At 26.0% G+C, this 21,814-nt stretch carries 22 protein-coding genes; 10 read left to right on the forward strand and 12 right to left on the reverse strand.

Annotation, left to right across the window (positions count from 1 at the left end; genetic code table 11):
• The first annotated feature begins 58 nt into the window (after positions 1-58).
• Both metH and ABLL_RS01105 read left to right on the forward strand, forming a co-directional pair.
• Complete coding sequence (gene metH, locus ABLL_RS01100) at positions 59-3,535, forward strand: methionine synthase (RefSeq protein WP_014472934.1); 3,477 nt, start codon at positions 59-61, stop codon at positions 3,533-3,535.
• A 51-nt stretch (positions 3,536-3,586) separates the two neighbouring features.
• Positions 3,587-4,453 (forward strand): DMT family transporter, encoded by an 867-nt coding sequence (locus ABLL_RS01105; RefSeq protein WP_014472935.1) that lies wholly within the window; start codon positions 3,587-3,589, stop codon positions 4,451-4,453.
• On the opposite strand, the gene ABLL_RS01110 is transcribed toward ABLL_RS01105, so the two are convergent.
• Positions 4,446-4,889 carry a DoxX family protein gene (locus ABLL_RS01110; protein WP_014472936.1) on the reverse strand — a complete coding sequence of 148 codons (444 nt, stop codon included), beginning with the start codon at positions 4,887-4,889 and terminating at the stop codon, positions 4,446-4,448. The genes ABLL_RS01105 and ABLL_RS01110 overlap by 8 nt on opposite strands.
• A 111-nt stretch (positions 4,890-5,000) precedes the next feature.
• Between ABLL_RS01110 and ABLL_RS01115 the strand changes: the two genes are divergently transcribed.
• On the forward strand, positions 5,001-6,134 hold the full coding sequence (locus ABLL_RS01115) for an iron-containing alcohol dehydrogenase (RefSeq protein ID WP_014472937.1): 1,134 nt from the start codon (positions 5,001-5,003) through the stop codon (positions 6,132-6,134).
• A gap of 18 nt (positions 6,135-6,152) precedes the next feature.
• On the opposite strand, the gene ABLL_RS01120 is transcribed toward ABLL_RS01115, so the two are convergent.
• Entirely contained in the window at positions 6,153-6,749 is a 597-nt protein-coding gene (locus ABLL_RS01120; protein WP_014472938.1) for a DUF2238 domain-containing protein, read from the reverse strand.
• On the reverse strand, positions 6,742-9,231 hold the full coding sequence (locus tag ABLL_RS01125) for an ABC transporter substrate-binding protein (RefSeq protein WP_050989839.1): 2,490 nt from the start codon (positions 9,229-9,231) through the stop codon (positions 6,742-6,744). The genes ABLL_RS01120 and ABLL_RS01125 overlap by 8 nt, the downstream gene beginning before the upstream one ends.
• A 148-nt stretch (positions 9,232-9,379) precedes the next feature.
• On the opposite strand from ABLL_RS01125, the gene ABLL_RS01130 reads away from it, so the two are divergent.
• Positions 9,380-9,877, forward strand: a complete 498-nt coding sequence (locus ABLL_RS01130) for a hypothetical protein (protein WP_014472940.1) — start codon at positions 9,380-9,382, stop codon at positions 9,875-9,877.
• An 8-nt stretch (positions 9,878-9,885) separates the two neighbouring features.
• Here the strand turns inward: ABLL_RS01130 and ABLL_RS01135 are convergent, their stop codons facing one another.
• From ABLL_RS01135 to ABLL_RS01155, 5 genes are all read right to left on the reverse strand, one after another.
• Complete coding sequence (locus ABLL_RS01135) at positions 9,886-10,698, reverse strand: D-alanyl-D-alanine carboxypeptidase family protein (protein WP_014472941.1); 813 nt, start codon at positions 10,696-10,698, stop codon at positions 9,886-9,888.
• 93 nt (positions 10,699-10,791) lie between these two features.
• Positions 10,792-11,541, reverse strand: coding sequence for a tRNA (5-methylaminomethyl-2-thiouridine)(34)-methyltransferase MnmD (locus ABLL_RS01140; RefSeq protein WP_014472942.1), 750 nt, complete (start codon positions 11,539-11,541; stop codon positions 10,792-10,794).
• A gap of 15 nt (positions 11,542-11,556) precedes the next feature.
• Positions 11,557-12,000, reverse strand: coding sequence for a hypothetical protein (locus tag ABLL_RS01145; RefSeq protein ID WP_014472943.1), 444 nt, complete (start codon positions 11,998-12,000; stop codon positions 11,557-11,559).
• A 3-nt stretch (positions 12,001-12,003) separates the two neighbouring features.
• Positions 12,004-12,519 (reverse strand): S-ribosylhomocysteine lyase, encoded by a 516-nt coding sequence (luxS, locus tag ABLL_RS01150; protein WP_014472944.1) that lies wholly within the window; start codon positions 12,517-12,519, stop codon positions 12,004-12,006.
• A gap of 69 nt (positions 12,520-12,588) precedes the next feature.
• A complete protein-coding gene (locus ABLL_RS01155) occupies positions 12,589-12,984 on the reverse strand; it encodes a hypothetical protein (protein WP_014472945.1) in 396 nt (131 codons plus the stop codon).
• A gap of 165 nt (positions 12,985-13,149) precedes the next feature.
• On the opposite strand from ABLL_RS01155, the gene ABLL_RS01160 reads away from it, so the two are divergent.
• Complete coding sequence (locus tag ABLL_RS01160) at positions 13,150-14,739, forward strand: AAA family ATPase (RefSeq protein WP_014472946.1); 1,590 nt, start codon at positions 13,150-13,152, stop codon at positions 14,737-14,739.
• A complete protein-coding gene (locus ABLL_RS01165) occupies positions 14,732-15,667 on the forward strand; it encodes a hypothetical protein (protein WP_014472947.1) in 936 nt (311 codons plus the stop codon). Before ABLL_RS01160 ends, ABLL_RS01165 begins: the two co-directional genes overlap by 8 nt.
• 24 nt (positions 15,668-15,691) lie before the next feature.
• Here the strand turns inward: ABLL_RS01165 and ABLL_RS01170 are convergent, their stop codons facing one another.
• The 3 genes from ABLL_RS01170 to ABLL_RS01180 all read right to left on the reverse strand — a co-directional run bounded on the left by ABLL_RS01170 (position 15,692) and on the right by ABLL_RS01180 (position 17,232).
• Positions 15,692-16,234, reverse strand: a complete 543-nt coding sequence (locus tag ABLL_RS01170; protein WP_014472948.1) for a DUF1439 domain-containing protein — start codon at positions 16,232-16,234, stop codon at positions 15,692-15,694.
• Positions 16,235-16,301: 67 nt separating this feature from the next.
• A complete protein-coding gene (locus ABLL_RS01175; protein ID WP_014472949.1) occupies positions 16,302-16,658 on the reverse strand; it encodes a hypothetical protein in 357 nt (118 codons plus the stop codon).
• A 10-nt stretch (positions 16,659-16,668) separates the two neighbouring features.
• Complete coding sequence (locus ABLL_RS01180; RefSeq protein WP_014472950.1) at positions 16,669-17,232, reverse strand: hypothetical protein; 564 nt, start codon at positions 17,230-17,232, stop codon at positions 16,669-16,671.
• Positions 17,233-17,360: 128 nt separating this feature from the next.
• On the opposite strand from ABLL_RS01180, the gene ABLL_RS01185 reads away from it, so the two are divergent.
• From ABLL_RS01185 to ABLL_RS01200, 4 genes are read left to right on the forward strand one after another with little or no spacing between them, the layout of a single operon-like run.
• A complete protein-coding gene (locus ABLL_RS01185) occupies positions 17,361-18,473 on the forward strand; it encodes an ABC transporter permease (protein WP_014472951.1) in 1,113 nt (370 codons plus the stop codon).
• Positions 18,474-19,211: an ABC transporter ATP-binding protein gene (locus tag ABLL_RS01190; RefSeq protein WP_014472952.1), complete on the forward strand. Its 738-nt coding sequence runs from the start codon at positions 18,474-18,476 to the stop codon at positions 19,209-19,211.
• The gene (locus ABLL_RS01195) at positions 19,211-20,125 is read left to right on the forward strand and encodes an MlaD family protein (protein WP_014472953.1); all 915 of its coding nucleotides are present in this window, start codon (positions 19,211-19,213) and stop codon (positions 20,123-20,125) included. The genes ABLL_RS01190 and ABLL_RS01195 overlap by 1 nt, the downstream gene beginning before the upstream one ends.
• Entirely contained in the window at positions 20,115-20,693 is a 579-nt protein-coding gene (locus ABLL_RS01200) for an ABC-type transport auxiliary lipoprotein family protein (RefSeq protein WP_014472954.1), read from the forward strand. Before ABLL_RS01195 ends, ABLL_RS01200 begins: the two co-directional genes overlap by 11 nt.
• Here ABLL_RS01200 and ABLL_RS01205 read toward each other — a convergent pair.
• A complete protein-coding gene (locus ABLL_RS01205) occupies positions 20,670-21,725 on the reverse strand; it encodes an AbrB family transcriptional regulator (RefSeq protein WP_014472955.1) in 1,056 nt (351 codons plus the stop codon). The two genes, ABLL_RS01200 and ABLL_RS01205, sit on opposite strands and share 24 nt — an antisense overlap.
• Positions 21,726-21,814 lie beyond the last annotated feature (89 nt).

Genomic DNA, 21,814 nt, shown 5'->3' on the forward strand with positions numbered 1-21,814 from the left:
TATATATACTATCTAATAAATATTATCAAATATAATTATAATTAACAAAAGAGAATTAATGAAAGAATTAATAGAAAATTTAATTAGTAAAAAGGTACTAATTATTGATGGAGCTATGGGAACACAGCTTCAAATTGCAGATATAAAAAAGGAAGAATGGCTTTTTGAGGATTTAGATTTAGAAGGATGTAATGAACTTTTAAATTTAACTGCTCCACATATTTTGGAAACTATTCATGATAATTATGCAAAAGCTGGTGCTGATTTAATTTGTACAAATACTTTTGGTTCTATGCCTTGGGTTCTTGATGAATATAATATCGGTCATATGTCTTATGAATTATCGAAACTAGGTGCAAGTTTAGTAAAGAAATCTTGTGAAAAATATAGTACACCTGAAAAACCTAGATTTTGTGTAGCATCAATTGGACCTGGAACAAAACTTCCATCACTTGGTCATATAAAATATGATGAGATGTATGAAGGTTATAAAATCATGGCTAAAGGTTTGGTTGATGGTGGAACTGATATCTTTTTACTTGAAACTTGCCAAGACCCACTTCAAATAAAAGCAGCACTTCATGCACTAAATGATGTAGCACCACAAATTCCAATTATGGTTTCTGTTACTATTGAGTTAAGTGGTACTATGCTTATTGGAACAGATGCGATGACAATTGCAGCTATTATGGCACCATTTAATATTTTATCTCTTGGATTTAACTGTGGAACTGGACCTGTTCAAGTTCATAAACATATCAAAACATTAAGCCAAGTTTGTAAGTTTCCAATTTCAGTACACTCAAATGCAGGACTTCCTCAAAATAGAGGTGGAAAAACTTATTATCCAATGCAACCAGAAGAGTTTACCGCACATCAAAAAGAGTTTTTAAAAATAAATGGAGTTTCATTTTTAGGTGGATGTTGTGGTACTACTCCTGAACATATTGAAGCTTTGGCAATTGCAGTTGATGGAATGGTACCACTTAAACCTTGTGGATTTTTAAAAGCTTCATTGGCAAGTTTATTTAATACAGTTCCTTTAAAACAAGAACCAGCTCCTTTACTAATAGGGGAGAGAAGTAATGCAACTGGAAGTAAAGCATTTAGAGAACTTCTAAAAGAGAATGATTATGAAGGAACATTAAGTGTTGGTCAACAGCAAGTAAGAGCTGGTGCTCATGTAATTGACGTTTCTGTTGGGTTTGCTGGACGTGATGAGAGATTTGATATGGATGAGGTTGTATCACTTTATTCACAAAAAATTTCATTACCACTAATGCCTGATTCAACTCAAATCTTGGCACTTGAAGCTGCTTTAAAACAAATTGGTGGAAGATGTATCATCAACTCAGTAAATCTTGAAGATGGTGAAGAGAAGTTTGATGCTGTTTGTAAATTAGCTAAAAAATTTGGAGCAGCACTTGTTTGTCTAGTAATTGATGAAATTGGAATGGCGAAATCAGTAGAAAGAAAGCTTGAAGTTGCAGAAAGAATCTATGATTTATGTGTAAATAGACATGGATTTGACTCTGCTGATTTAGTATTTGATATGCTTACATTTACAATTGGTTCAGGTGATGATGAATATAGAAATGCAGGTATTGATACTCTTGAAGCAATACGAGAGTTCCAAATCAGACATCCAGAAGTTGGAACTACTTTAGGATTATCAAATATTTCTTTTGGTTTAGCAGCAAATGCCAGAATTTATCTAAATTCTATCTATCTTGACCATTGTGTAAAAGCTGGATTAACAAGTGCCATTGTAAATGTAAAACATATTTTACCTCTAAATAAAATTAGTGATGAAGATAGAAAAGCTTGTGATGATTTAATTTTTAATAATCAAGAGAATGGTGACCCACTGTTTAAATTTATCGAACATTTTTCAAATGTTGGAGCACAAGAAGAACAAAGTGATGAAGAGTATCAAAAACTAGAACCAATTGAGAAAGTTAAAAAACTATTACTTGATGGAGATAAAGATAGATTATTACCACTTGTTGAAGAGTTAAGACATACAGTTCAACCTGAAATTATCGTAAATGAGTGGTTGATTGATGGTATGAAAATTATTGGAGAGTTATTTGGTAGTGGGCAAATGCAGTTACCATTTGTTCTTCAAAGTGCAGAAACTATGAAAGCAACAGTAGATGCACTTAATCCTTATTTACCAAAACAAGAGAAAGCAAGTGAAACAACACTTATTTTAGGAACTGTAAAAGGTGATGTTCATGATGTTGGAAAAAATTTAGTTGATATAATTTTAAGTAATAACGGATTTAAAGTTGTAAATATTGGTATAAAAGCTGGTTTAGATACTTTTGTTGAAAAACTTCAAGAGCATAATGCTCATGCAATTGGAATGAGTGGATTACTTGTAAAATCAACAGCAGTAATGAAAGAAAACCTTGAAGAGTTACAAAAAATGGGAATTAAAGTTCCTGTTTTACTTGGTGGGGCAGCACTTACTAAAAACTTTATTGATGAGTATTGTAGACCTTATTATGATGGACCAATTTTTTATTGTAGAGATGCTTTTGATGGTGTTGTTTCTATGCAAAGAATTGAAAAAGGTGATGAAAATAATACTGCACTTGCAGCTGATTTAATCCAAATTCATGATACAAGCAATAGAGTTGAAGAAGAAGTTGTAGAAATTCCACCTTATGAAGAGATTCCAATGCCCCAACGTGGAAAATTTGTATTTCCTCCAATTTGGGAGAGAATCACAAAAACTGGAAATAAACTAGATAAAGAGTTGATTTTTAAATGGATAAATCACAGGGTTTTATTTAGACAAAGATGGGGATATAAAAGAGGTAAACAAGATTCTGAAACTTTCTTAAAATATGAAAGAGAAGTTGTTGAGCCAACTTATGAAGCTTTAAAAGCTGAATTAGTTGATAAAGATATTTTTGACCCAATTGCTATTTATGCTTATTATCCTTGTATATCACATGATAATAAACTTTATATTTTTGATAGAAAATATCTATTTAACTCTTTAGAAGAGTCTAAAAATGTACCGCCACTAGATGAAGCAATAAAAGTTTTAGAGTTTCCAAGACAAAAAAGAAAACCATTTAGATGTATTGCAGATTTCTTTGCAAATGATAGACTTGATGTTGTTGCCTTTACACTTGCTAGTGCTGGACTTAAAATCTCTGATTATGAAAGAAGTTTATACGATAAAGGTGAATTTAGTAAATATTATCAAGTTCATGGTCTTGGAGTTGAACTTGCTGAAGCTTTAGCTGAGGTTTTACACAAGCAAATAAGACTTGATTTGGATATTGTGCCAAAAGAGGGACATACTTTAAATGACGTTCAAATGAAACAATATGTAGGTTGTAGATATTCTCCTGGATATGCAGCTTGCCCAGATTTAGCTATGAATAGAGATATTTTTGATTTATTAAATCCAGAAGAGTTTGGAATAGAATTATCTGAAACATTCCAAATGCATCCAGAACAAACAACTTGTGCAATAGTTGTAACAAACCCAGAAGCTAACTACTATAATATCTAAGAGTTTTTCTCTTAGATTATTTTTATTATATCAATCAATTAGGAATTAAAATTGTCAAATAGTGCAAAAGGATTACTCCTTACATCTTTAGGTGTATTTATAATGAGTTTAGAATCATTATTTATAAAATTTACGAACATATCATCTTTTCTTTTTTCATTTTATATTGGAATATTTATGTTCGCGTCAATGGCTTCAACATTTTTATTTAAAGATTTTGATTATTTAAAAAAGGCTTTGAAAACATCTTTTCCATTTTTATTAATTTGTTCAACTTTTATGGCTGTTTCAAATATATTCTTTATAACAGCAGTAAAAACAACAACAGTTGCAAATGTGGTGATTATATTTAGTACATCAGCACTTTTTTCTGCTTTAATTGGATATGTAATCTATAAAGAAAAAGTAAATAAAAATATCTTTTATGCCTCTTTATTTATGTTTGTTGGATTATTTATAATATTCAATGATAAGTTAGAAATAGGAAGTGTAAAAGGTAATATATTTGCTTTATTGTGTACCTTATTATTTTCTGTATCTTTTGTTTTATTATCAAAATATAAAGATATGAATAGGGTAGTTTTAACTGCATTTAGTGGAGCTATTTTAAGTATCATTGCATATTTTTTCTGTGATGAATTGGCAATTGATTTTAAAACATTGATGATAGTAATGATTATGGGATTGTTAATAAGTCCAATTTCAAGGGTATTATTAGGAAATGGAGCAAAATATATAAATGCTAGTGAAGTATCACTTTTAATGTTAATAGAAACAATTATGGCACCAATTTGGGTTTGGATATTTTTAGATGAAGTTCCAAGTTCTTATACTTTTATAGGTGGTTCTATAATTGTAATTACACTTATAATAAACTCTTTATATACTTTAAAAAGAGAAAATAAACTTCCTAATTAGGAAGTTTATTACATTTTGAACATTTCGCATCAAGACTATATTTACCAGCACCTATAAACATAATAGAAATAGAAGCTAAAAGATAAATCAAAGGAAGTTCAATAACTGGACCACCTGTTTTTCCTAAAGTGAAAATATCTGCGCTATGAGCTAAAAATATTGCAAAAACCATAGTTAAAGCAAAAAACAGAGATGAAATTCTCGTAAATAAACCAAAAATTATAAAAATAGGAAAAACTATCTCTCCAAAATAAACTCCATATGCAATAAATTCAGGTAAACCAGCATTTGTAACTAAAAACTTTATTCCATCAATTCCATTAAATAGTTTTGTAAATCCATGAAATAACATAAGACCAGCAATACTTAATCTTAAGATTAATTTACCAATATCTTCGTTTAAAGAACAAGCTAATTTATTCTCACAACTTATCATAATAATTCCTTTTATTTTTAATTTTTGGATTTATATCTTTTTAATATTAAGTAACTGTTTAGTATGATGATTAAATAACAAAAAATTTAAATTTTCTAAAAAGGATTTCGCATGACATATACATATTTTAATCCAACAGTTATAGAGTTTGGTGAGGGAAAAATAAAATCAATAACAAAATATATTGATAAAGATTTAAAAGTATTAGTTGTTTATGGTGGAGGAAGTATCAAAAAAAATGGAGTTTTTGAGCAAGTTTCAAAAGCTTTAGAAGGTTATACTTGGTTTGAATTTGGTGGAGTAGAACCAAATCCATCTGTTGAAACTTTAAATAAAGCAGTTGCTTTAATCAAAGAAAAAAATATAGATTTTGTTTTAGCTGTTGGTGGTGGTTCAGTTATTGATGGAAGTAAATATTTAGTATCTAGTGCACTTTATGATGGAGATGGATGGGACTTTTTAGAGGGTAAAGATGTAAAAAATGCTTTACCTTTAGGTGCCGTCTTAACAATTCCTGCTACAGGAAGTGAATCAAATGGAACAGCTGTTATTTCAAAAAAATCAACAAATGAAAAAAGATATTTTGCATCATCTTTAACTTATCCTAAATTTGCAATTTTAGACCCAAGTATAATGAGTAGTTTAGATGATAGACAACTTGCAAATGGTTTAGTTGATGCTTTTGTTCATACTTGTGAACAATATTTAACTTATCCAAATAGTTCACTTTTACACGATGGCTATGCTCAAACTATTTTAAGAGGTTTATATACTTTATCTTTAAATTGGCAAAATAGAAGAACTATATTATGGCAAGAGAACCTAATGCTATTAGCTAATCAGGCTTTAAATGGATTTATAGGTTCAGGAGTTCCACAAGATTGGGCAACACATATGATTGGACATGAAATTACAGCATTTTATGGCCTTGATCATGCAAGAAGTTTAGCAGTTGTTCAACCACATCTTTTAAGAGTAATGATTGAAGATAAAAAAGAAAAATTAACTCAAATGGGAAAAGAAGTTTTTGATATGCCACATAATTATGAAATGGTAGTTGAAGCAATAGAATATATGTATCATAGTATAGGAGTTTCTACAAAACTAAAAGATTATGATATTGATAATAAAGTTATTGAAAACATAACAGGAGCACTAAGAAAACATGGGATGAATGCAATAGGTGAAAAAGGAAATTTAACTTTAGATAAAGTTGCAGTTATTTTAGAAAATTCTATTAAATAAGTTGAAGTAGCTAAATGGCTACTTTAATGTTTTTTGTAATACTTTATCGTGATATTTACTAAGTGATAATAAAGCTATAATTGAACCAACTAAAGCCCAAGCCATATCACTTTGAGTATCCCAAATATAACCTTGTGTTCCTAAAAAATCATTTGCAGCATCATTTGTAGTAATTGCAACTAACCATTCAACAATTTCATATAAAGCTGAAAGTGCTAAACAAAAGCAGATTATAAAAAAATTTCTCCAAACATTTGTATTTATGATATTTTTTCTAATAATTAGTTCTCTTGCAATCATTGCAGGAACAAATCCTTGTGCTAGATGTCCGATTTTATCATAGTTATTTCTATCTTGATTTAAAAATTCTTTCACATAATCAAAAAAAGGAACTTCTGCATAAGTATAGTGACCACCAATCATCAAAATAATACAATGTGTTAAAATCAGAAAATAGATTAAATTTGTAAATTGAAATTTTTTATATGTAATAAAAAGAACAATAAAACCAATGATTGCGGGAAATACTTCTAAAAACCAAGTAAATAAATCTTTTGGATTTATAAGTGACCAAATGAAAAAAGAAAAATAGAGAAAAATCCAGATTTTAATCATTATTAATTTCTAGTGGTAAAGTTATTGTAAATTCTGCTCCTAAATACTCTTTATCATTGTAAAAAAATGTATTATTTGATACTTCAATTTTGCCTTTTAAATGTTTATCAATTAATAATTTACTCATATAAAGTCCAATTCCTGTACCATTAAATTTATGTTTTGTAGTAAAATATGGTTCGAATACTTTATCAATAATTTTTTCATCAATACCTTTTGCATTATCTTTGATTTTGATGATTAGATTATTTTCTTCTGTATAAATATAGATAAAAATATATCTTTTTTCTTTTATATCAATTTTTTCTTTTAATGCATCTTTTGCATTTACTAAAATATTCATAAGTACTTGAATAAGTTCATTTTCTAATGATAAAAATTTTGTTTCTTGAGTATTTTTTATTACTACAACTTTGTGTGTATTTAGAGTTGGAGACATTAAATCAAGAGCTTTATTTATAACTTGGGTTATACTTATTTCTGAAATAATTTTTTCATTACTAAAAAAATTTCTAAAATCATCAATAGTATTTGAAAGGTAAGTAGTGGCTTGTTTTATATGATTTATTGATTGAAAAAATTCTTCATCATCTAAAGAATTAAATCTTTTTTTTAGTTCAATTCCTGATGCACAAACACTTATTGTAGAAAGTGGTTGTCTCCATTGGTGGGCAATATTTTCAAGCATTTCTCCCATTGAAGCCATTCTTGATTGTTGGATTAAAATTCTATTTTTTTCTTCATTTTTTTTGATTTCTAAACTTATTTTTTTTGATAATTTTTTATTTAATTTTTTCAATAAATATTGTCTATAAATCACCACTAAAGCTAAAATAAAAATAATTGTAGAGATTAAAAGTTTATAATTTATATCTTTTTGATAATTGATTGAAATCCATTTATTTAAAATTTCTTGTTTTTGAGCAGATGAAATATCTTCAATTGCTTTATTTAAAATAGAATTTAAAATAGGTTCATCATTTCTTGAGCCAATTCCCAAATTCCAAGTATCATCAAATTTTCCAGTGATTTTTAATTGACCTATATAATTATTTTGTATTTGGTATCCAACTGTTGCTAAACTTCCAATAAATCCAAATATTTCACCTTTTTCTACAAGTTTTAATCCTTCATTGATATTTGGAACATCAATAAAATGAATATTTGGATGTTTTATTTTCAATATTTCAGCATAAGCATAATTACTAACAATTGCAAGTTTCTGGTCTTTTATTTGTTCTAAATTATCAATAAATGGAGCATTGATATTTGCAGCAATTACTAAAGGAGTTGTCAAATAAGGAATAGTAAAATTTAGATATTTTTCTCGTTCAGGAGTTGACATAACAAGTGAAAAAATATCACACTTCTTTTCTTTTCCTTTTTTCATAGATTCATTCCAAGTTTTTGTAGGAACTAAAACAATTGGAGTTTGAATTTTATTTTCAATAATTTTTATATAATCAGCAGCAATTCCAATATGTTTATTATTTTCAATTTTCTCAAAAGGCATCCAATTTGGATCAACACACATTGTAATTTTAGCTTTCTTTTTTAAATATCTTTTTTCTTCATTTGTTAGAAAAATGTTATTCTCTAGGTGTTTTGCATAAATTAAATCATCAACATCTATTTTATTATTTAATAATCCCATAACTCTATATGTATTTATAATAAGATTTATTTTTTCAGTTGTTATTGTTCCTATTTTTCCATTTTTGTCATAAACTAATTTTTTCATTTCATTTGCTTCGAAAAGTAAACTAGCTAAACTTTTATTTTGACTATTATATTTATTTAAAATAAGATTTACTGTTTCATCTATATTTTCAAAAGCATATTCCCAACCTTTGATAGTTGCTTTATAAAAATCTTTTACTATTTCTGGATTATTTTGTGCAAACTCATTAGTTGTAAATATAAGCTCTTCATAAAAATCAAAACCATAATCTTTTGGGTTAAAAATAGTACTTTCATAACCTTTTTCTCTAAGAATAAAAGGTTCATTTGTTGTATATGCAAGCATTAAATCAGTTTTTTTATTTATCAAATCATCAACATTAAAAGAGTGATTTATCAAGTTTAAATCAGATAGATTTACACCTTTACTTGTAAGCATAGATGAAAAAGTAGCAAATCTTTCTTGTTCATTTGTAATCATTAAGGTTTTATTTTTTATATCATTTAAATATTTTAATTTTGAGTCTTTTAAAGCTAATAAAATTAAAGGAGATGATTGGAAAATTGAACCTAATAATACAATATTTTTTCCATTAGATTTGTCAACAATCAAAGAACTAGAATTTGTACCAAAATCAGCTTTTTTATTTATAACTTCATCTAATACACTTATAGAAGAGTTATACTTTTTCAGTTCAACATCAAGACCAACATCTTTATAAAAACCTTTCTCTTTTGCTACATAAAAACCTGCAAATTGGAATTGGTCAAGCCACATTAATTGAACAGAAGTTTTTTTCAATGTTGAAGCTTTCAAAAATGAAAAAGAGATAAAAAGTAATATAAAGATATAAATTAGTTTTTTTATTGGAAAACCTTTTTTACAATTTTTAACACAATATTATAACAAACTAAGATAAAATAACGAATTATTAAAATTAGGAAAATAAATGTCTAAAGAAAAAACAATAAAAAATAAAATCTTAGAGTATATCTATGTGGTTTCTAAGCAACCAATTTTATTAAAAGATTTATTAGTTGCCAATAGACAGTACAATGAAGGAATGCATGTAGACCCAATAAAATTAGGATTTAGATTGATTCTAATGAGAGCATATGTAGTATATATAGGAATAGTTTTAGCTATCTTAGTACCTATTTCTTTTTTAACTCATAAAGCTTTGGCAAAAATTGATCCACATATTTCTATTTTAGGAGCTATGGTAATAACTGCAGCAATATTTATGGGTTTTAATTTTTTTAGAGATAAAATGAGAGATATAATGACAAAAGAACTGATACAAAAGTCTTGGAAATTACACTTCCCATTTTTTTCTTATGAAGAGTATTCTATGAAAATTGATGAAATTTTTGATAATTCTATAAAAGATGAAGTTTCAAAAAGAGATTTAGAAAAATATATATTAGATAAACTAACTACTCTTTAGTAGCTAGTTTATTTTTTTTCTAAAATTGTATTTAAAGCTAGTTTTGTATTTTCCCATCTATTTTGAGCATTTAACATAACAAGTAAAATATCTTTTTTATCTTTTTTCGCTCTTGCAATCAAACAAGGTCCAGCTTGATTTGTATATCCAGTTTTTACACCAATTACATATTTATCTCTATCTAACATTTTATTACTTGTATGAACTTTATAAAGTCTTTTTGTATTTGTTGCTTTGAACGCATAAGAGTTTAATTTTACAATAGAGTTAAATGTTTTATTTCTGATTGCATATTCTGTTAATTTTAATAAATCATTTGCAGTTGTTTTATGAGCTTTTGCATCAAATCCACATGGATTTACAAAGTTTGTATTTTTCATTCCAAGTTTTTTTGCTTTTGCATTCATCATATTTACAAATTTTTGTTTATTTCCATTTCCTAAATAAATTGCAATTGCAGTTGCAGCGTCATTTGCTGATTTTATAAGTGCTGCGTGAACTAAATCTTTTAGATAAAATTTTTCACCAACTTTAAAATTTAAAATAGTTGGTTCTACTTTTTTCATTTCAGCAGTGATTGTAACTATATTATTCATCTTTTTACTTTCAATTGCAAGCATCGCAGTCATTATTTTTGTAAGACTAGCTGGACTTACCAATTGATTTGCATCTTTTGAAAAGATAGTTTTTTTTGTATTTAAATCCTTAACAATAATAGAATCTAAATCTTTTTGAATCTTCTGAAAAACTTTTGTATCATTATATGAAAATGCCATTGTTGGAACTAAAACTAGAAAAAGAATAGAGAAAAAAAACTTCATTTAAACACCTATTTGGAAATTTGATTTAAGACAGAGACAAATCTTTAGTGAAATTATATACAAATTTGCTTTTTTTTTAGTAAAAAAATTGGTTTATTTATCATACAAAGCAAAAGCTTCTGTATTTCTTTGTTTTTTGAGTTCCATATCAATAAATTTTCCAATCAAATTTTGCTCTTGTTTTGTGGCTAATGTTATTTTTCTTTTAACTGGACGATGTTCATATATGAAAAAATTTGCTTCATACATAGAAAGTCTTATAGGTGTTGCTATCGCATAAGAACTCATAATAAAATTATCTTTACAAAGATTGTAAATATCATCAAAATACTCTTTTGTCCAAAGTTCAAAGTTTACATCACTTGAAAAGGCATCTTGGTAAACAATGTCAAAAGAGTTTTTTTCTAAATTTTTTATATACTCTCTTGCATTTCCTATAAAAACTTCTATTTTGATTTTTTCATCTTCATATTTAGAAGTTTGTGAAATAGAATCTATGATATGTTTAATATTTTCAAACTCTTTTGGAAATGGAAAATCTTTTAAAGATTTAATCAAATTCCCATCAAGCTCAGGTGAATAAAAATTTAGTTTTATATCAAGATTATTTTTCAAACAATAATAAATAGTAGAAAAAGTGTTATATCCAATCCCAAAACAAATATCTAAAATAGTTAGCTCTTTTTTGTCTTGATGAAATGTAAAAGTAGGGATTATGTGTTTTGTTAAAGCTTCATTTATAGCACCATCATCAGGATTGTGATAGTGTTGGTTATAAAATTGTGAGAAAAGTGTATTTGAGCCATCTTTTGTAGAAACTATTGAGTTTATATTATCTTGCAAGATTAATTTTCCAATTTATAAGCCATTGTCCCAATGGTGCATCTTTTTAGCAGTAAAAATATAAACATCATCAAAAAGGTCAATACAATTTGGTGCTTGAAAACCTATACTTTCTAATAAATCTAAAATCTCATATCTATTATCATTTGATATTTTTTCTAAGATGATTATATTTCCTGAGTTTTCCAAAGCTTTATACATAAGTTTTAAAATCTCTTCTTGATTTTTACAATATGAAAGAATATCACCTAAGATTACGTATTCAAACTCTCTTGCTGTTGCTTTTAGTTTGGCACTTGAATCATCTAAAAAAGGAATATATTTTATCTGACCTTGATTTTTTTCTTTGATTTCTTCTAATGTAGAATCAACCAAACCTAAAGAGTTATCTATATGTAAAATAGCAATATTTGTATAATCACTAAATAACTCTTTAAAAAGATTTAGTTTTTCTTGCACTTTTTAGTTTCCTAAAGATTTTAATTTATCATCTGATAAATATAATTTTTCATTTGACATAACACCAATATCTGTTTTTAAAATATCTCTTGCTATATCTTTTGCTTCATCAAGTGAGTGCATTGCACATGTTCCACATTGGAAAATATTTAATTCTGGAATATCACTTTGTTTTTCAACTTTTAAAACATCTTCCATGGCTTTTTTCCAAGCAACGGCAACTTCTTTTTCACTTGGAGTTCCAATTAAACTCATATAAAATCCAGTTCTACAACCCATAGGAGAAACGTCGATAATTTCAACTGTTGGAGAGTTTAGATGATTTCTAATAAATCCAGCAAAAAGATGCTCTAATGTGTGAATACCTTTTTCACTCATCATTGATTGATTTGGTACACAAAATCTTAAATCAAAAACTGTAATATTGTCACCTTTTGGAGTTTTCATTGTTTTTGCAACTCTAACAGCAGGTGCAGGCATAATCGTATGGTCAACTCTAAAACTATCTAATAATGGCATAAAAAATCCTTCAAATTTAAAATCTATAAAAATATTGAAGGATTATATCCAAAGAAATGTAAAGGGGTATTAAATCGTAGATTTGTAGTTTGTAAGCATATTTTTTAGATATTTTGTTGCTTGAACTTTTTGGTAATAAGTAAATATGATAATAAAAATAATTCCAATTCCATAGGTAAAAGGAATAGCAAGTATTACTAAAATGGCTAAAATAAGTGTATCGTGAAGTTCTGCATTTACTAAAACTTGTGAGGATTTATCTTTTTTGTTTGTTGAAGTTGTGATTTTTAGATTGTATCTTAGATATGTATTTATATTGCATTTTGCTATAGATAAACTCTCTTTTTCTATCTTTGTATCATACTCTTTGTCTTTTAGAAACTGCTTTTTTACGAACTCAAATAAAGATTTGTTTCCTTCTTTTAGATTTATCTCTTCTTGAAACTCTACATCAAACATACCCATAAATAACCTTTTTTATTTTGAGTATAACAAAAAAAGTGAAATGAATAAAATGTTATTTGTATATAAAATAATCTATTGTATAAAAAAGTTAGAGATAAGAAAAAGAGAAAATAAATAATATTTTAACTAAGATTAGTAATAAAAATAATAATAAAAGAGTTTTTTATGGAATTGATTTATTTGTGGGTTGAAGAGTATAAAAATATAGAGAAACAAGGGTTTAATTTTTCTCCTAGGTTTAGGTGTAAGTATGATGAAGAGAAGAATGAATTAGAGATTATTGATAAAGATAAAACGGGTGAATTTTATCCTAAAAACTTTTTTGGTGATAATATAAATGTTACTGCTATTGTTGGTAAAAATGGAGCTGGAAAAAGTACATTATTAATTTCTATTATTGGAGCAATATTTCAGAATGGATATGAGCAAAAGAATGCTAATTGGCGTGAATTTAAAAAGTTAATTTTAGTTTTTAATGATTCTGAAGATAGAAAAATATTTACATTTTCAGGTATAAAAAATCAAGAGACACAAGAATTTGAATTATTTCATATATTAAACCAAAAAACTTTAAATTTATATGAAGATTATAAATGTTGTAAACCAAATTCATATTTACATCAATATTATTATCTACTTTTTGATTTTTCAATTGGACAGCAAGAAATCTGGAATGATTCATCAAATTATAAAATAAATTTTGCGTTAGAACCCTCTAGAATATATTTAGGTACGGGGGGAGGTAACTTAGTTACAAAAATTGATCCAGTATCATTTGATAGTACTATGAAGAGTAATGCTGTCTATTTTTATAAGTATATTTATGATAATAATTTAGAAGAATTTTTAAAAATATTTAATTTACCAAGCTTTCAATTACTTCACCATTTTGGCAAATCATCAATGCGTCCAAAGATTAGAGATATAACTTTTAAAGAATTACAAGCGGATAATATAAATGCATTTGGCATTAATTTTAATACTTTAAATAATTGGGATGAAATTAATCAATACATTGAAAGATATGTTAATTCATCAATGTCAATTCAAAAATTAACAGAGAATGATTTATTACACTTTGATCGTCTCTTGATATATTCAAAACTAGAATTAGAATCAAATGATAATTTATTTTTCCGAAATTTAAGTACAGGTCAACAACTATTAATAAGCTACCTAGGTATCATTGTAAGATTACATTTGAAAACAAAACATTTAAATAAAAGAGTTTTTAATATTCTTATTGATGAAATTGAAACATCTTTGCATCCGAATTGGCAAAGGATGTTTTTGGTTTTTATCATTAATTTCTTAACAGAATCAAAGATATCATCTAATTACAAATGTATTAATATAATTGTTTGTACACATTCTCCATTTATTCTTTCCGATTTACCAAAAGAGAATGTTGTTTTTTTAAAAGATGGTGCTCAAGTTGATATTGATATAAATACATTTGGTGCAAATATTCATACTCTTTTAACACATGGGTTTTTTATGGAAGATGGGCTAATGGGAGAGTTTGCAAAGAGTAAAATTGATAAAGCTATAGAATATTTAAATCAAAAATCATTGACAAAAGAAGAGTTGGATTATTGTGAAAATATTATTTCAATTATTGGAGAACCAATAATCAAAAGAGAACTTCAACGAATGATTGATAGTAAAAGATTAAGCAAAATTGATAAGATTGATGAAATTGAAAAACAGATTGAAGAACTTCAAAAAGAGTTAAAGAAAATAAAATATGATTAAAATAAATATATCTTCAAAAACAATCGAAAACTTTAAAATACAAGTTTTATCAAATTTTTATAATAATGAAAAACAAAAAATAGTTTTAAAAAAAGAAGAAGATAATAAAGTAAAATGGTCTATAGACATAGGTGCAATTAATCGACTTATAAAAAGAAAATTAAAAAACTATACAAAAAATATTGATTTAGAAAAATTAATTACTTTAGATTATAAAGAGCTTTGTGATTTAAAAGATTTTATTGATAAAAATAAATCTTTTACAGAATTAAACAAAACTCAAAAAGATTATTTTTATACATTATATCAAAGATTGAAAAAATCAGAATATATTAAAGATTTGGATATTACAGTTTGTCCTTATTGTAATAGAAATTATATTTTTAATTTTAAAAAATCAAACTCTTTAAACGCAACTGCACAACTTGACCATTTTTTTGATAAAAGTACATATCCTTATTTTTCTATTTCAATTTTTAATTTAGTTCCTAGTTGTCAAACTTGTAATCAAAGAAAATCAAAAATACAAAATGATATTTATCATCCTTTTATAGAAGCCTTTAATGATGACGTGAAATTTAAGCTAAAATTAAAAGATAGCAAATTTTATTATGATAAAGATTCTTTAGAAATAGAGAAAAAGATTTTAAAAAATGAAGATAAAGTAAATTCACATATTAAAACTTTTAATATAGACAATCTTTATGAAGAACACAAAGACATAGTTTTAGAACTTATTCAAAAAGCACAAATTTATAATGAAAGTTATATAGATGAACTTTATCAAAAATATGAGGGAATTTTATTTAAAAATCGTGAAGATGTTTTGCGACATATAACTGGTGGATTTCTAGAAGACAAAGATATAAATAAACGCCCACTTTCAAAACTAATTAAAGATATAAGCGAAGAGTTAGATTTGATATAAAATCAAATCTAAGCTATCCAATTTCTAAAGACCAAAAGTTACCAAAAGTTCTGAATCTTCGATTTTTACATCTTTTACAAAAGAGCCTTTGAAAGATGATTTATCTATTTTATAAACGGGAATTGTGTTGAAAATATTATCAACGATAGGTTTTGTATTTGCTACAACAGTATCTAAAATAGTTTTATCGATATTTAGATTTGTCATTTTTAACTCATCTAGTTCTATATCTTTTAGGTAAATTGCTGATTTTTCTTTATCAAAATAAGGTATTCCACTAAAAGTTAGAGTTCCATTTGAGTTTGGCATAAATATAGCAGAGATATTTAGATTTATATTTGCACTAATTCTATTTGTTCCATCTTTTATAAATAGATGAGGTTTTTGAAGTTCCATATTTGCAACTACAAAATTTTGTCTTATTGGAAACTCTTGTGAAAAGTTGTTTAGTTCACTCTCTTGAACTTTTAAAGTTAGTCCATCACCGTCAAATTTTTTTATACATCCTACAAAAAATAGAAGTGAAAATAAAACCAATAATATTTGAAGCTTTTTTTGAAGATACATTTTTTACCTTTTATTTAACATTATGGAATTTTACAAAGATAAATAAAAAGTTAGCTTTGATATGAACTTAGTTCATACCAAGATTTTTTCTAACCATTGCTTTATATGCTTTCATATCATCTCGTATCATTGTTGGAATAATCTCTTCTTTACAAGCATGAACGATATTTGCAAATTCTGGTTTTGAGTAGATAGTGTTTCTATCTCTTGCTAGGATTATTAGTTGATTTACATCATCATCTAAAGGTATATCACTTCTATCACAAATAGCATCATAAACATTAAAAAAAACTTCCCTATCATGTGAACTCATTTGACAACTATCATCTAACATTTTAAGAGCTAGTTTTGAAGCATATTCTATTTGTATTGGTTGAAAATCAAAAGTTGTTGCCCACTCATAAGCTTTTTTAAAATAATCCATTTTTTCTCCTTTAGTCCATATATGGTATATCTAAGTTTGCATCTCTATCACTTGCAGTAAAATCAAAGTCACTATTTATTGGAAGTTTTTGAAGATTTTTTTCTAAAACTTTTACTTGAAGTTTGTGATAGTTATTTGTGTTTATATTTCTTTCTATTTCATTTTTATAAAAACTAAGAATTATCGAGTGAATTTGTTCTTGTTTATCTAGTAATTCATTTAAAAAAGAGTTTAGTTTAGAAATATCAAAATCAGAAATTTTTGGTAATTTTCTTATGAGATTTCTAACAAACTGTTTTTGATGGTAACCTTCACTCATAGTCAAAAGTTTTGAAGCAGCATACATATCAGCTTCATTCCCTCCATAGTTATATGAGTATCTAAAATGGTCACAAACAATCTCTATATATTTTGGATAATGTTTTAAAACAAAAACTAACTCTTTTAAATCTCCATCAATTAAAACTTGAAATAAAGTTGCTGTTCGTTTTTCTATTTTATCCCAGTGATTACCTTGTTCTTTAAATTCACCAAGAAATCGTTCATAATTCTTTAGTTTCTCTTTTTCTTCCATAGGTTTTTTATATGCAAAAAATATACCTTTATTCTTAAATACTATATTTGATTATTTTTATTTGACTTAGTATAAATTTTTAGCTAAAATCTAACCTTAAATAGTTGATGAAAGGATAAGTTGTTGCTATGTTAAATAGTTATTTTAAAATAGAAAATTTAGATAACAACATTTTTCAACTTTTATTGATGGAGTCTTGGAATAAAGATAATCTTCCAAAAATAATTCAAGATTTAGAAAAAATAAATCTAAATAAAAATACAAAAATAATCATAAATTTTGAAAATCTACAAGAGTGTGATAGTTCAGCAATTATTTATCTAATATCTTTTTTAAATAAATTTCCAAAAGAAAATATCACTTTAAAAAATCTAAATTCTCACGAAAAGATTTATACTTTTTATGAAAAACATTATCAAGATAAAGTATATGAAGAAGGAAAAAAAAATCCATTTTTTGATAATTTAGGAAAAAAAACTTATGAGTTATATATATCTTCAATTCATTTCTTAACTTTTGTTGGAAAAGTTTTTTATTATTTTATCTATTCTCTTTTTAATCCTAAAATGATTAGATTTAGAGCAATGTTAAAGTATATAGATACTTCAGCTGTAAATGCACTTTTGATTGTAGCGGTTACTTCTTTTTTGGTTGGTGTAGTTATTGCTTATCAAGGAGCAGTTCAACTTGAAAAATTTGGAGCAAATATTTTTGTAGTTGAGATGATAAGTATAACAATGTTTAGAGAAATTGCCCCACTTGTAACTGCTATTGTAATAGCTGGACGAAGTGCAAGTTCATATACAGCAGAAATTGGAGCTATGAAAATAACTGAAGAAATAGATGCTATGAGAACTATGAATTTTGAACCAACTTTATTTTTAACACTTCCTAGAATTTTTGCTTTATGTATATCGTTGCCTTTGTTGGTTTTTTTTGCTGATGTTATAGGTGTTTTTGGTGGAATGGTGATAGCTTATACAAGTTTAGATGTTTCTTTTGTAGAATTTATAAATAGATTACAAAATGAAGTTCCAGTAAAACACTTTATTATGGGAATTTTTAAAGCAATATTTTTTGGATTTGCGATAGCTATTATTGGATGTTATAGAGGTTTTCAAGTACAAAACAATACAACAAGTATAGGAAAATATACAACAATTAGTGTTGTAAATGCTATCTTTGTTGTGATTTTAATTGATGCAGTTTTCTCTGTAATTTTCACACAAATGGGAATTTAAATGAAAATTATAAAAGTAGAAAATCTAACAACAGCTTTTGGTGATAATCTAGTTCATAATAATATTTCATTTCATGTAAATGAAGGTGAGATATTTGGGGTTTTAGGTGGAAGTGGTTCAGGGAAAAGTGTTCTTGTAAAACAAATCGTTATGCTAAATCAAATCCAAAAAGGAACTATAAAAATCTTTGATAAAGATATCTCAAAATTGGATATTAACGAAATTAAAGATATGAAATTAAAATTTTCATATCTATTTCAGTTTGGAGCCTTGTACTCTTTTTTAAATGTGATAGAAAATATTTCAGTGATGCTAAAAGAGTATACGAATTTACCAGAAAATTTGATAGAAAAAATTGCATATACAAACTTGGATATTGTAGGGCTTCCAAAAAGTACAGCAAAACTTTATCCCAGTGAACTTAGTGGCGGAATGAAAAAAAGAGTAGCACTTGCAAGAAGTTTAGCAATGCAACCAAAGATTTTATTTTTAGATGAACCTACAAGTGGATTAGACCCAGCAAGTACACAAAAAATAAATGAATTATTGCTCTATTTAAAAAATAGTTTAAATATCACCATAGTTATAATAACCCATGATTTAGAGACTATAAAAACTGTACTAGATAGATTTATCATCATCAAAAAAGATATAATCTTTGATGGAAATATATCTGAAGCAATGAAATCAGATGATGAATTTATCAAAGATTTTTTAACAAATAAAAAGGCTACTTAATGGATACTAAAATTAATTTTTTTAAAATAGGGGTGTTTGTAAGCTCATTATTTATTTTACTTGTTATTGCTATTTTTTGGTTAGGAAAGTATGGAATACAAGATAAAAAATATGATGAATATTCAATATTCTTTATGGAATCTGTTTCTGGTCTTAGTATAGGTTCAGCTATAAAATATATGGGATTTGAAGTTGGAAATGTAAGTGAAATAAAAATAAACCCAACAAATTCAGAAGAGATACAAATAGATATACAAATCCAAAAAGGTACTCCTATAAAAGAAGATAATTATGCAATCTTAGGAAATCTTGGAATTACAGGACTTAAATATATTGAGTTAAAAGGTGGAAGTAATAGTTCAAAACTTTTAAGTGCAAATGAAGATGGCATAAAAGTTATAAAATCAAAAACATCAGCTTTGACAAGTTTTGTTGACTCAACTGAAGATATAACAAAAGAGGTGATGATACTTTTAACTCAAATGAAAAAAGTTTTAAATGATGAAAATGTTTCAAATCTTTCATCACTTTTATCAAAGAGTGAAAAAAGTATGGAAAATTTACAACAATTTAGTTCTTATTTGGTTAAAAATGAGAAAAAGATTGATGAGGTAATGAGAAGTATAAATGAAATGACATCAAAAGGTGGAAAATCTTTTGATTCAATGAAAACAACAGCAAATAATTTTACAAATTTATCAAAAGAGTTACAAACACAAATAAATAGTGGTGCATACAATATAAAAGATATAACACAAGAGAGTTTTGATAATCTTAATAGTGTTTTATATAGTTTAGAAAATAGTTTAGTTCAAATACAAAATTTAATAAATACAATTAGTGAAAGCCCAAGCGATTTAATACTAAAACAAAAAAATATAAAATACGGACCAGGGGAAAAAGATGAAAAATAGTGTTTTAATATTAACAATTTTTTTATTGTTTGCAGGATGTAATCTAAAACAAAATAGTATAGATATAAATCATTATTCTATAGGTTTTAAATCTATACAGATAGTAAAAAATAATAAATTAGATTCAATTTATATTGAAGAACCAAATGTAAATAAGAGTTTTAATCTTACTTCAATTTTTTATAATACAAAACCATATTTATTTGAAGAATATGCAAAAAATAGATGGATAAATCTTCCAAGTGATATGATATATAATCAATTAATAGACTCTTTTAATACAAGTAAAATTTTCAAAAATGTTATATCTAAAGATTCTAAAATTGAACATGAATATACTTTAAAAACAGATATTATAAAACTTTATCATAGTTTTGAAAATGATAACTCTTATGCTATTTTAAATATAAAATTTGATCTAGTAAAAGATAAAAAGATTTTAAAATCTATTACTTATGATAAAAAAATTCTATGTAAAACAAATAACGCATATGGTTTTGTAGAAGCATTAAATAAAGGTTTAGATGAAGTTGTAAATAATTTACTAAGTAGTTTCTCTTCTATCTAATCTTTTGGCTATTAATGGTGCAATATTCATAACTATTAAAAGCCTTACTATATGATGTAAGGTTATAAAAGGAAGATTTGCTCCTACTAAAATAGCTATTAGATTTATCTCAGATTGTCCACCTGGCCCATAAGCAAGAAGAATTGAAAGAATAGGAAAATGAAAAAGATTATATGTTATTGAGATAAATACTGCACAAAGAATTACTAAAATTAAAAAATGTCCTAAGGTTGAGATAAAAGTTTTTGCAATAGTTTGAAGACTTACTCCTTTAAATGTAAAACCAATAATTGTTCCAAATACAACTTGAATAAATTTTAAAAATTCATCAGGAACTGGCGTGTGAATAAAACCTGTTGAGTGAACAGCGATACTTATAAGCATTGGTCCCATTAAATATGCAGCAGTTATTTTCACTTTTTTAGCAATAATTGCTCCAATATATCCTAAAATAATTAAGATAGTTAACTCAAATAAATCAATATTTTTTATTGGAATTGTAATAAGTTTATTTCCACTAATATCTATGTGAAAAATATATTGAATTATAAAAGGCAAGGTAACAACAACAAAAAAAAGTCTAGAGCTTTGCATCAAAGTTATCTTTGAAATATTTGCTTTTATCTCTTCTCCAATAATTACCATTTCAATTACACCACCTGGCATAGAACCAAGATATGAAGTTTTTATATCATAGTTTAGAAACTTATGATAATAATATGTCCCACAAATGATAGTTAAAATAGTAAAAGGAATTACTAGTAATAAAGAAAAGAAATAAACATCAATATAATCTAATATTTCTGGTGTAAAGGCACTTCCAATAGTAAGACCAATCAAAATTCGTGCAGGTGGTGAAAATGTTTTTGGACTTTGAATAGGAAGTTTTTCAAATCTCATGGCAATAGATGATGCAAAAATAGCTCCTAGAAGCCAAGGAAGTGGTAAATGTAAATATATAAATAAAATTGAACCACAAACACCTATAAAAAGTGCAAGCAACATTTTCAAGATGATTTGCATATTTATCATTAAAAGCCTAAGATTTTTTGTTTGTAGTATATTATGATTGGTTTAAAGTTTCAACTTTTATGAGGGAAATTGAAATTTTTAAAAGACAA

Source organism: Arcobacter sp. L, from assembly GCF_000284235.1.
Taxonomy (GTDB): domain Bacteria; phylum Campylobacterota; class Campylobacteria; order Campylobacterales; family Arcobacteraceae; genus Aliarcobacter; species Aliarcobacter defluvii.